The following is an 11429-nucleotide window of genomic DNA, read 5'->3' as shown; positions in this document are numbered from 1 at the left end:
CGTGTCACCACACCACACACTAAAATACCGTCGTAGCGTATCTCCGATCGGGTGCCGATCGGGTAGCTGGTAGGTGGGGGCCTTCGTCCGATCCGGGCGAGGTTACGAGTCGGTGGGGGATCGCATGATACCAGACAGGAACGATGTGGACGGCGCCGACGGGACTGGACCGGCGGTCTGGAGTCGACTACGGTCGACCGTGGCCGGACTGCTCACGGTTTCGTCAGTGCCCTCGGCGAAGCTCTGGCGATTGCTGTCTCAGCTTTCGGGCGAAATCCGTGAACTGGAGCGACTGGTCGCCGGCGAGGCGGGGCGGGAGGAAGGGGGCGACTTCACGGCGGCGTTGGAATCCTCACGAGAGGGACCGATGCCCGAGATTCGCTCCCCGTTCGGTGGTGAGTCCGTTCGGACGCTTCCCGAGGCGTCGACAGAGTGGGGCGCGCTCGCGTACCTCCACGTCAGGCAGGCGCGGATGGCGCTGGAGGACGGCGACAAGGTGACGTTCTGGCGAGAGTTCTACGCGGCCCGCCGGATGGAACTGTTCGGTCTCGAAGGACTCGGCGGGGAGTACCTCGAGATGCAGGCACAGAGTATCAAACTCGAGGCGGCGGGGCTGGCCGCTCGCAACGGACTGCTCCGTCTCGACCCGCCCCGAAAGGAGGCGATCCAGAACATCCTCGGTGACGTGGGCAACTATGGCGAACAGGCGCCGGCGACCGAGCAGGCAGGTCGACTGACTGCGGATCGGGTGGGGGCTGCGATGCACGTTCTCCACGAATTTTACGTCGACCAGCGGTTGACCGGCCGGATACTGGAGATCCACCTCCGGTCGTTTATCGTCATCATGGCGGTATCGGCGATCACCTTCATCGTCGCGTTCCTCAGCATCCCCCTGCGGGAAGGAGAGGGGTTGGTCGACCGCATCGAGTTGCTCCAGTCGCCGGTGTCCGGACTCGTCGGATTGCCGACGTTCGCGCAACTGATCGTGCTCGTTCTCATCGTGGTGTTGGGGATCATGGGTGCCTCCGTCAGCGGAATTCTATCCCTCTCCCGGGAACTTCGGGAGTCGAGAATTCCGGAACAGGCTGGGACGGTCTGGTTCGCGATCGCTCGGCTCGCCACCGGCGGCGTCGCCGCGCTGATGCTGTTTCTCTTTTTGCTATCCGGAGTCGTCTCGCTCGACGGCGACGCGACGACCGGGATACTGACCCTCAACCTGGGGACCACTCTCTCGGTCGCACTGGTGTTCAGCCTGTCGTTCGTCGCGGGGTTCTCCGAACGACTGCTCGTCCGGGTCGTCAAATCGGTGGCGGGAGAAGACGGCGACGTGACCAGAGGGGATGGAACGTGGTACTGAACCGCGCAGTCGTGAGGGACACCGAGCACGTACGGCGTGCGCTGACTCGACGCCACGCATCCAACCACGAGCCGACTGTGACCGACAGGTTGAGGGACAGTGCCACACCAGCGAAGGTATGCAACTCCCGCTCGGCACCGGGACGGTCGACATGTCGTTGCCCGACTGCGAAGTCCGGACCGTCGAGCGCCCCGGCGGCGAGACGGTCGATCCGGCCGCGGCGGCGCGGGCGGCCCTCGACGACCCCCACGGGCCGTCGCTCGGGACCCTCGTCGACCCCGGCGACGACGTGACCGTCGTCGTCACCGACGTGACGCGTGCGACGCCGGACGACGTGTTGGTCGAGGCGATGCTGGACCGCCTGCCCGACTGCGAGGTGTCGATCCTCGTCGGCCTCGGCCTGCACCGGCCGATGACCGACGCCGAACTCCGCGCGGGACTGGGCGAGTACGCCGACCTCGCGGTGAACCACGACCCCGAGGCGACGGTCGAGGTGGGAACTGTCGACGGTCTGAACGGCGAGGCAGTTCCCGTTCGCGTCCACCCCCTCGTCGCCGAGGCGGACTGCCTGCTCTCGACGGGCATGGTCGAACCCCACCAGTACGCGGGCTTCTCGGGCGGCGCGAAGACCGCCGCCATCGGCGCGGGTGACGGCTCACTGATCGGCTACACCCACGGCCCCGAGGTGCTCTCGCACCCGAACGTGCGCCTCGGCCGGATCGAGGACAACCCGTTCCGCGAGGTCGTCGACCGCGCGGGCGACGCTATCGGTCTCGACTTCTGTCTCAACGTGACGAAGGGTCCGAACGGCTTCCTCGGCGCGAGCGCCGGCCGGCCCCGGGCGGTGGTCGCCGACCTCGCCGAGACGGCCCGGGCGGCGCTCTCGGTGCCCCTCTCGGACACCTTCGACGCCGTGATCGGCGGCGTCGGCGCGCCGAAAGACGCCAACCTCTACCAGACGACCCGCGCCCCGACCTACCTCGTCCTCGGCGACCACAACCCCGTCCGCCCGGGAGGCCGGGTCGTCGTCCCCGCGCGCTTGCCGGAGGGCGTCGGCGAGGGGACGGGCGAGCGGCGCTTCTACGAGCGCCTGCGGACGGCGACGAGCGCAGACGCGCTGTACGAGGCGATGCGCGCCGGCTACGACCCCGGCGCACAGCGGGCGTTCGTCGTCGCCCGCACCCTCCGCGAGGCGGACGTGTACGTCACGAACAGCGAACGTCCCGAGGTGGTCGAGGAGTGCCTGCTCCACGCCGCCGACCGTGTCGAGGACGCGGTCGACCCGGGCTGCGACGTGTTGGTCGTCCCGGATGCCCTGAACACGCTGTTGGTGTCGGCTTAGTCGTCCGCGCCTTCGATTTCGGCCACCACCCGCTCGTGGAAGTCCCGAAGCGCCGCGCTCTCGTCCTCGGCGAGGACCGTGTCGGTGGCGGCGAGGGTCGCCAGCCCGAACGCGCGGGGCGTCGGCGTCTCGACCGTGTGTTCCACCACCTCGACCTCCCCCGCCCGAATCCGCGCCAGGACGGCCTCGATCCCCGCGACGTGGAGTTTGTCCTCCAGTAACTCCCGGTCCGTCTCCTCGACGACGGCGAAGTCGTCCAGGTCGTCGGCCAGCGAGAGCAGCGTCTCGCTCTCGACCTGCTGGCGGGCCGCCGACTTTTCGTGTCCCTTGTACCGCTTCAGGATCATGAGCGAGCGCGTGGCGTCGATGCGGAAGTAGCGCTGTCTGAGGTCGGTCCCCCGGAGCGCGTCCCGGAGGTCCGCACGGGCGTCCGCAGGGTCCAGTCCCCGCAGGATGCCGGCCGCGTCGACCCGGCGGTTCAGCGGCATCGAGAGGACGAAGCCGTTGTCCGCGACGGCGACGGTGACCGAGGCGTTCGACTCGCTCGCACAGGCGGCCGCGAGCAGCCGGGAGAGACCGTCGTTGAACCGCCGCCCGTAGAGGGTGTGGACGTAGTAGCGCCGGCGGTACTCCTCGCGGTCGCGCTCCTCCTCGACCGCGATCCGTTCCGGCGTCGAGACGCTCTCCGACCCGGCGAAGGCAACCTGCTGGTCGTAGAGTCGGGTGACTGCGCGCACCGCCCGCTCCGAGAGCGGCGACTCGCGGAGCCAGACCCGAACGGCGGGTACGCCGCCCGAGTCGAGTCGGTCCAGCAGATCCCGCTGGAAGGCGAGGATTTCGCGGGCGAGGTCGTAGGCGAGCGGCAGGCGCTCGGAGTACCACGACGGCACCGTCGGGCGCGCGCTCGTCCGGTCGACGTACACCTTCGACCCTCGGCGATACCGGAACTCGAAGCGCTCGCCGCCGATGACGAACACGTCGCCCGAGTCGAGCGTGTCGAGGTAGTCTTCGTCGAGTTCGCCCACCCACTCGTCGCCGCCGCGGACGAACACGTCACACGAGAAGGAGTCGGGGATGGTGCCGACGTTCGTCAGGTAGATCATCCGCGCGAGGCGGCCGCGCTTGCCGATCAGGGGCTCGCCAACCGTGAAGTCCGGGTAGTGGTGGTCGCCGTCGGGCGGGTCGTTCGTGTCCCGCCAGATCTTCGCGTAGACGTTGCGCTCCTCTAACCCCTCGTAGTCGGCGGTGAGGTAGCGAAACAGCGTCTCGAACCGCGCGTCCGAGAAGTCACGGTAGGGGTAGGCCCGGCGGAGGGTCTCGCGCACCGCACTCTCCCGCCGGACGGCGTTGATCGCCATGCCGTAGACGTGCTGAGCGGCCACGTCGTAGGCGTTTTCCGGGACGAACACGCGGTCGACGAACCCCGACTCGGCTTTGCGGACCATCACCGCCGACTCCACCAGGTCGTCGCGGTCGAGGGCGATCACCCGGCCCTCGACGACCTGCCCGACCTGGTGGCCGGCGCGGCCCACACGCTGGAGGAGCGCGGCCACGGATTTGGGTGACCCGACCTGCACCACGAGGTCGACGTGGGGCATGTCGACGCCGAGTTCGAGGCTGGTCGAGGTGGTGACCACGTCGAAGTCGCCCTCCTTGAGACCGGCCTCCACCGCGTTCCGGCGGTCCGCCGAGAGACTGCCGTGGTGACAGGCGGAGTTCGACTCGTCGTAGTCGAAGCGCTCCCGGAGCGCCTGCAGGGTTCGCTCGGCGCCAGACCGCGTGTTCGTGAACACGAGCGTGTTGGTGTGGTCGGCGATCAGGTCGTGCAGTTGCTCGTAGAACCGACTCCGGACCACCTCGCCCGGCGTGCCCACCAAGTCGTCGACCGGACAGTCCACCTCCAGGTCGAACTCGCGGGCGAAGCGGGCGTCGACCACCTCGCAGTCGCGGGGCGTCCCGTCCTCGCAGCCGACGAGGAACTCGGCCATCGTGTCGAGGGGTTCGACGGTCGCCGAACAGCCGATGCGGGTCGGCGAGCCGTCGGCAAGGCGTTCGAGGCGTTCCAGCGACACCGAGAGGTGTGTCCCCCGCTTGTTCGCCGCGAGCGCGTGAATCTCGTCGACGACGACGTACTCGACGCTCCGCAGCTTCTCCCGAAACTTCGGCGAGTTGAGGAGGATGGCGAGCGTCTCGGGCGTCGTGTTGAGGATGTGTGGCGTCTCCGAGAGCATCCCCCGTCGCTCGGCGTCGGCGGTGTCGCCGTGGCGGATGGCGTGGCGCACCTCCGTCGACTCGCCGCGCTCGGCCAGCCGCTCGCGGATGCCGTCGAGAGGGTCGGCCAAGTTCCGGTGGACGTCGTTGGCGAGGGCCTTCAGCGGCGAGATGTAGAGGCAGTAGACCGCGTTGTCGAGGCCCCCGTTTCGCTCCCGGCGGAACAGTTCGTTGATGATGGCGGTGAAGGATGCGAGGGTCTTGCCGCTCCCCGTCGGTGCGCAGACGAGGGTGTTTCGCCCCTCGTGGACCAGCGGGATGGCCTCGCGCTGTGGTGGCGTGAAGAAGCCGCCGTTCTCGGAGACGAACGCGCCGAACTGGTCGACCCACCAGTCGCGGACGGCGGGGTCGAGCAGCGAGAGGACGTCCGTATCGGCCGCCGCTGCTGCATCGACGCCGTCTAGCACGTCCACGCCTGCCAGCGGGTCCGTCTCCCCGTCGGTCGACCGATCCATCGGTCGTGAGTTGGGGCGGACGATCAAGTGGGTTGTGTTCGGAGCGAACCGAACACGTCACAGTGCGAAGTTCGGGAGAAGCAAGCTGAGCGCAGGCACGTAGCTGAGGATGAGTAAGACGACGACGAGAACGACGTAGTACGGCTTCACCTGCTGAATCACCCGCTCGACGGGTGTGTTGGCGATGTCCGCCGAGAGGAAAATCGACAGCCCGAGCGGTGGCGTCAGCAGTCCGACCATGAGGTTGAACACGACGACGACGCCCACGTGGACGGGATCGAAGCCGAGTTCGACGAGCGGCGGGACGACGATGGGAATGGACATGATCATCGCCGCGATCGGTTCGAGGAACAGGCCGAGGAAGATCAACAGGACGTTCACCAGTAGCAAGACGACGACGGGATTCTGCGAAATCGAAAACAGATACGTCGCGAAGAGAGCGTCGACGTTCTCGGCAGCGATCACCCAGCTAAACAGTCCAGCGGCCGCGAGAATGACGATGATCGTCCCGGTCGTCTTGGCCGTCTCGAGTCCGGCAGACCAGATGTAATCCACCCTGACGATGCGGTACCAGACGGTGTTGATGAGGATGATGTACGCACAGGTGACGGCGGCCGACTCCGTCGGGCCGAAGAAGCCGAGAAACATGCCGCCGAGCAACACGACGGGTGTGAGCAACGCCGGCAGCGCCTCCACGAACGACGACAGGATCTGGTCAGTGTCCGCGCGCTCGTTGTGTTGTGGGAGATCCCGCTGACGGGCGATCCAAGCCGTACTGATCATCAGCGCGACGGTCGCCAGAATCGCCGGAATCGCTCCGGCGAGCAACAGGGAGAGTACCGAGACCTGTGCGACGAGACCGAAGATGATCAGCGGGATGCTCGGCGGAAAGATCGGTCCGACCGTCGCGGAGGCACTCGTGAGTGCTGCGGCGTAGTCGCTGTCGTACTCCTCGGCCTCCATAGCCTCGATCAAGATGCGCCCGACGCCACCGATGTCGGCGAGGGCGGAGCCGGAGATACCCGAGAAAATGAGGCTCGTGACGATGTTTACTTGCGCCAACCCGCCTTGGAAGTGGCCGACGAGGTTGTTGGCGAACGCGAATATCTTGTCGGTGATCGCGCCGTGATTCATCAGCCCTCCGACGAGGATGAACAACGGAATCGAGAGGAGGGTGTACGAGTCCAGTACGCGGACCAGTCGCTGGGACAGAAACACCGGCGGAAACCCGTTCAGCAGGATGTACGCCATCGGTGGCGCCCCGAGCGCGACGAACACCGGCGCACGGAGCATGATCAGCACGACGAACCCGAGCAAGACCAAGAGGCCCTGATTAATTTCTAACACGGGTCCCCTCCTCGAATCCGAGGCACTCGGCCAGCGACGTCTTGATTTTGGCCAGATACGCGAGCGTTAGGAGCAACATTCCCAACAGCGGAGCCGCGTGGAGGACGAACGTCGGGACCCCGAGGGTCGGGATGGTGGTACCCGCGGAGGCGAGACTGCCAAGCACGGCGGCCACGAAGATGATCGCCGCCCAGAGTGCGCTGAGACTCAGCACGGCGATGTCGACGACCGACCGTACGGGCGCCGGGAGTTTCTCGGCGAAGTAGTTGACCCGGATATGCTTGTCCTCGACTTCGAGATTGCCGATCAAGAGGAACGCCATCCAGACCGCGAGGAGTTGGGCCAGTGCCTGCAGTCCCGGGACGCTCACGTTCAACGTGCGGGTGGCGATCTGGAGGAGCAATGCCACGGTGACCCCGAACAAACAGACGACTGCGACGGTGTACTTGAACTGCAGGAGGCCGTTCAGGACGTCGTTTCGCACGAGCGTCTCGTGGGATGATCCGTCGCCGGAAGCCTCGTCGGCCGAACTTGCTGTCAGTTTGTCCGCCATGGTCACTTAGACGTACTCGCTGCCGCGTATCTCTTCGATGAGGTCGACGGAATCGGGGAACTTCTCCCGGATGCGGGATCGAACCGAGGTCCTGAACGCGTCCATGTCGAGTTGGTCCTGACCGACGATTTCCAGTTCCGCACCCATCTGCTCTTTGAGGTCGCCCAGCGACGATCGAAGCTCTTCGAGGGCGGTCTCCTGTGTCTCGAGCATCGCCTCGGTCATCATGTCCTGCTGATCGGACGAGAGCTCACTCCACGCGTGTTCGCTGATGTAGACGGGGAGCGTCTGGTCGAGGTGGTCGGTCTCCATCAGGTAGTTCTGGCTCTCCCAGATGCCGGAGTTCCAGATGATGTTGTAGGGGTTCTCCTGCCCGCTAACCGATCCGGTCGACAGCGCCGATGGAAGCTCCGACCAGTCGATGTTGACGGCCTTCGCCCCCAGTCCGTTGACCGTCTCGAACATCAGTTCGTCCGGAACTGCACGGACCTGTTTGCCCTCGAGATCGTCGGGATGGTAGACGGCCTCGTCGGCCAGCGTCAACCGCCGAGTGCCCATGATACCCGTTCCGATCACCCGGATGTTCGTCTCCTCGACCATGTTCGAGACGACACGCTCGGCGATCTCCGAGTGGTTCGGGTCCGCCGACTGGAGCAGGTGGTCGTAGTCGTCATAGAGGTACGGTGCGTCGAACATGGCCGCCGGCCCGTACTGCGATCCAGCGATGGAGTATCCCGTGATGAACATGTCGATGGCTCCACTGGAGAGGTTCTCGAAGGACTCGACCTGCCCACCGAGTTCGCCGTTGTAGAACAGTTCCAGCGTCAGATCCCCGCCGGAGCGCTCTTCCACGTTCTCCTTCAGCCATCCCGGAATCTTTCCTTGGATCGACTTGTCGTTGGTCGGAATGTTGAACCGGAGATTCGTCGGCCCGGACCCGCCCCCGTTCCCGCCGGCACATCCTGCCGTGGCGATCAGACTAGCCGCGGCGACGGCGCTGCCGGTGTGTTTGAGAACACGTCTTCGAGACGACCCGTACTGCTTGTTTTCGCGTTCCATACACCAACATACACGATACACCATATCACGATTGACGACCACTCGTCGGTAGTGAACAACATTCAGTCACGAGGCGAACGGACTACGACTATGACGACGTTCGAGGTTGCAGTGTGTCAACTCGACTCGGGAATCGACACGGACGAAAACCTCGCCACCATGCTCGAATACGTCGAGTCGGCCGCCGCCGAGGGCGCCGATCTGGTGGCGTTTCCGGAGATGTCGACCTACGTCGGCGACGAGGAGCGCCTGCAACGTGTTGCGGAACCGATTCCGGGCGAGACGACCGACGCCATCGCCCGCGCGGCGGCCGAACACGACATCTACGTCCACGCGGGGAGCATCTTCGAGGAGTCGGACGGCGACCGTGTCTACAACACGTCCGTCGTCATCGACGACCGAGGTGAAATCGTGGAGCGCTACCGGAAGATCCACCTGTTCGACATCGACGTGGAAGATGGGGTCACGTATCAGGAGTCGAAACGGGTCGCCCCGGGAGAGCAGATCAAAACCGTCGACACCCCGTTTTCGACGCTGGGGTTGAGCATCTGTTACGACCTTCGGTTCAACGAACTGTACAACGCGCTGGCGGACGCAGGGGCGGAAGTCGTGTTCGTGCCCGCGGCCTTCACCCTCTTTACCGGGAAGGACCACTGGATCCCGCTTCTCCGGACGCGAGCCATCGAGAATCAAGTGTACGTGGTCGCGGCGAACCAGATCGGCGACAAGCCGGAGTCGGTACCGATGTACGGCAAGTCCGTGGTGATCGACCCTTGGGGCAACGTCGTCAGTCAGGCGAGCGATCGGAGTGAGATGATCACCGCGACGATCGATACGGACTACATCGACACGGTTCGCGAGGAACTCCCCTGTCGCGAACACACCAGACCCGACGTCTACGAGAGTCAGTAATCGGGCACACGAACGAGGATTTATCCGGGCACATTAACAACACCCCTCTGATGAAGAAAACGGATGTACAGGCGATAGAGCGGTATCTGAAAGATCTGGGTCTGTCGGAATACGAGGCCGCAGCGTATCCCACGCTCTTGATCTGTGGCATCTCGACCGCGAAGCAGGTCTCGACGAACGCAGGCATCCCACAGTCCCGTATCTACGACGTCCTCGAACGACTGGAGACGAAGGGATTCGTGATGATTCAGGAGGGCCGACCGAAGAAGTACGGGCCGGTGGTCCCCGAACGGGCGATCGATCAGTTCTGTCGGTACAAGTCACAGAAGTTCGAAGAGCAGATCGACCGTACGAAGGAGGTCGGTCGACGGATGGTGGAGGAGGCACAGGATTCGATCGTCACGGAAGACGCGGGAGGGGAGATGGACGTGGGGTGGTACTACACCGACCGAGAGCACATCAGAGAGGAGATGCGCCACCTCTGTCAGGAGGCCGAATCCGAGATTCTGATGATGACGACTCCATACGGGTTGAAACGGCTCACGAACCACCACTGCGAGGAGTTCGCCAAGAGCAGCGAGAACGGAGTCTCCATCAGGATCGTCCTCTCGAGCGACGAAAGCTTGCATCCGAAGATCTACGAGTCCGCGTCAAACTGGGCGGACATCCGGTTCGTCGACAACATCTGGGGAAAGATCTACCTGTACGACAGTCGGGAGGTCGTGATGGCGTACGCGACGGAGACCAACGACACGGAGGTGGGGTTCAACACGCGTTCGGCGGCGCTCTACCGGACGCTCGCGTACTGCTTCGAACTGGTGTGGCAGGAGGGTGATCCGACGCCGCCGCGGTTCGAGAGAGCGGAGTGACAGTCCGTGGCAAGTGACGTATAAGAAGGAACCACTCCCCCAGAGTGGTTAACGAACTTCATAGTCGCTACGGCCGTCGATCGGTACAAATGAAGCAACAAAACGCGGTCAAAGCGGGGTTGGAAGCGGGCGATGCACTCTTCGGTGCGGGCGTCGAGACGGGAGCGCCGGCCCTGGTCGAAGTGTACGGCTCGGTGGGTCTCAATTGGGTCTGGATCGACATGGAACACAAGAACCCGAGTTCGTTCGATAGCAACTATCTGGAGGGACTCGTCAGGGCCGCTGAGTGCACCGACACGGAGTTGATCGTCCGGATCGCTGGCTCGGATCCGTCGTGCGTGCGGAAGGTACTCGACGCGGGCGTTCGAAACGTCGTCGTCCCGCGCGTCGAGACCGCAGCGGAGGTTCGACGCGTCGTCGAGGCGTCGCGATACGAGTACGACGGCGGCCCCGGGGAACGAGGCGTGAGTTTCGGACGAGCGAGCAACTACGGCAAATCCCTGTCGATGGACGGAGGCTCGGACTTCCACGAGCGAGAGGACGACAGCGTCCTCGTCGGCGTCCTCATCGAGAACGAGACGGCCGTGGAGAACATCGAGGAAATCGTCGACGTGCCGGAGCTGGGCTTCGTCTTCCCCGGGCCGGGCGATACGGGTGTCTCGATGGGACACACGCTAGAGTACGGCCATCCGGACGTGAGTGCGGCTTTGAAGACGGTCGAACGGACCTGTCTGGAACACGACGTCCCGCTACTCGGGATCCTCGGGAGTAATTTCGACACGCTGGACGACGCACGGTCGGCCGTCGACCGGGGCTACCAACTGATCGGCATCGGCAACGAGTTCGCCATTCTCCGGGACTCACTCGGGGAGACGCTCGACGCGTTGACCTGAGCAGGGGCGTCCCGGCGGCGGTCCGTAGACACAACCGCTAAGTTCGCGGTGGCGCTACACTCAGTATGGCAGACAAGAAATTCACCCTCCTGGAGCTCCACCTCGACGAGGGATCGATTCAGGTCGGTCCGTCGGTCATCGGCGACGAGCAAAACACGATCACCGAACCGGAATCGAAGGACTCGGACGAGAGCGAGAGCGGCGACTGCTGTGCCGGTCGCAAAGCCGGCAAACTCCTCGTCGTCTTCCTGGTGCTCGCCGTCCTCGCGCTCGGTCTGAAGAAGGTCCTCGGCGGCGGCGACGACCTGGAGGAACTCGAAGAGCTCGCAGAGCTCGACGAGGAAGCCTGATATCCGGTCCGCTTAAGCGAC

10 protein-coding genes are annotated in these 11429 nt (G+C 64.7%); 6 read left to right on the top strand and 4 right to left on the bottom strand.

What is annotated here, in order from left to right:
• The first annotated feature begins 199 nt into the window (after positions 1–199).
• Both DU484_RS11010 and DU484_RS11005 read left to right on the top strand, forming a co-directional pair.
• Positions 200–1357: a hypothetical protein gene (locus DU484_RS11010; protein WP_157969554.1), complete on the top strand. Its 1158-nt coding sequence runs from the start codon at positions 200–202 to the stop codon at positions 1355–1357.
• 118 nt (positions 1358–1475) lie between these two features.
• Positions 1476–2699: a lactate racemase domain-containing protein gene (locus DU484_RS11005; RefSeq protein ID WP_114605911.1), complete on the top strand. Its 1224-nt coding sequence runs from the start codon at positions 1476–1478 to the stop codon at positions 2697–2699.
• Here the strand turns inward: DU484_RS11005 and DU484_RS11000 are convergent.
• From DU484_RS11000 to DU484_RS10985, 4 genes are read right to left on the bottom strand one after another with little or no spacing between them, the layout of a single operon-like run.
• Positions 2696–5425, bottom strand: coding sequence for an ATP-dependent helicase (locus DU484_RS11000; RefSeq protein ID WP_114605910.1), 2730 nt, complete (start codon positions 5423–5425; stop codon positions 2696–2698). The two genes, DU484_RS11005 and DU484_RS11000, sit on opposite strands and share 4 nt — an antisense overlap.
• A gap of 57 nt (positions 5426–5482) precedes the next feature.
• Entirely contained in the window at positions 5483–6772 is a 1290-nt protein-coding gene (locus DU484_RS10995) for a TRAP transporter large permease (RefSeq protein WP_245957236.1), read from the bottom strand.
• Positions 6759–7325, bottom strand: a complete 567-nt coding sequence (locus tag DU484_RS10990; RefSeq protein WP_114605909.1) for a TRAP transporter small permease — start codon at positions 7323–7325, stop codon at positions 6759–6761. The genes DU484_RS10995 and DU484_RS10990 overlap by 14 nt, the downstream gene beginning before the upstream one ends.
• Before the next feature lie 6 nt (positions 7326–7331).
• Complete coding sequence (locus tag DU484_RS10985; protein WP_157969325.1) at positions 7332–8384, bottom strand: TRAP transporter substrate-binding protein; 1053 nt, start codon at positions 8382–8384, stop codon at positions 7332–7334.
• Positions 8385–8474: 90 nt separating this feature from the next.
• Between DU484_RS10985 and DU484_RS10980 the strand changes: the two genes are divergently transcribed.
• The 4 genes from DU484_RS10980 (at position 8475) to DU484_RS10965 (ending at position 11408) form a co-directional block, all read left to right on the top strand.
• Complete coding sequence (locus DU484_RS10980) at positions 8475–9296, top strand: carbon-nitrogen hydrolase family protein (RefSeq protein ID WP_114586089.1); 822 nt, start codon at positions 8475–8477, stop codon at positions 9294–9296.
• A gap of 50 nt (positions 9297–9346) precedes the next feature.
• Complete coding sequence (locus tag DU484_RS10975; RefSeq protein ID WP_114586088.1) at positions 9347–10165, top strand: TrmB family transcriptional regulator; 819 nt, start codon at positions 9347–9349, stop codon at positions 10163–10165.
• Positions 10166–10254: 89 nt separating this feature from the next.
• Positions 10255–11058 carry an HpcH/HpaI aldolase family protein gene (locus DU484_RS10970; protein WP_114586087.1) on the top strand — a complete coding sequence of 268 codons (804 nt, stop codon included), beginning with the start codon at positions 10255–10257 and terminating at the stop codon, positions 11056–11058.
• 65 nt (positions 11059–11123) lie between these two features.
• Positions 11124–11408, top strand: a complete 285-nt coding sequence (locus tag DU484_RS10965; RefSeq protein ID WP_114586086.1) for a hypothetical protein — start codon at positions 11124–11126, stop codon at positions 11406–11408.
• Positions 11409–11429: the final 21 nt, after the last annotated feature.

Source organism: Haloplanus rubicundus (assembly GCF_003342675.1).
Lineage (GTDB): Archaea > Halobacteriota > Halobacteria > Halobacteriales > Haloferacaceae > Haloplanus > Haloplanus rubicundus.
This window is presented reverse-complemented; position numbering and strand designations above follow the sequence as displayed.

Bases quoted from the DNA above. Each gene is read 5' to 3' on its own strand.
- DU484_RS11005 (WP_114605911.1), top strand. From the start codon at position 1,476: ATGCAACTCCCGCTCGGCACCGGGACGGTCGACATGTCGTTGCCCGAC.
- DU484_RS10990 (WP_114605909.1), bottom strand. From the start codon at position 7,325: ATGGCGGACAAACTGACAGCAAGTTCGGCCGACGAGGCTTCCGGCGAC.
- DU484_RS10985 (WP_157969325.1), bottom strand. From the start codon at position 8,384: ATGGAACGCGAAAACAAGCAGTACGGGTCGTCTCGAAGACGTGTTCTC.
- DU484_RS10980 (WP_114586089.1), top strand. From the start codon at position 8,475: ATGACGACGTTCGAGGTTGCAGTGTGTCAACTCGACTCGGGAATCGAC.
- DU484_RS10975 (WP_114586088.1), top strand. From the start codon at position 9,347: ATGAAGAAAACGGATGTACAGGCGATAGAGCGGTATCTGAAAGATCTG.
- DU484_RS10970 (WP_114586087.1), top strand. From the start codon at position 10,255: ATGAAGCAACAAAACGCGGTCAAAGCGGGGTTGGAAGCGGGCGATGCA.
- DU484_RS11000 (WP_114605910.1), bottom strand. From the start codon at position 5,425: ATGGATCGGTCGACCGACGGGGAGACGGACCCGCTGGCAGGCGTGGAC.
- DU484_RS10965 (WP_114586086.1), top strand. From the start codon at position 11,124: ATGGCAGACAAGAAATTCACCCTCCTGGAGCTCCACCTCGACGAGGGA.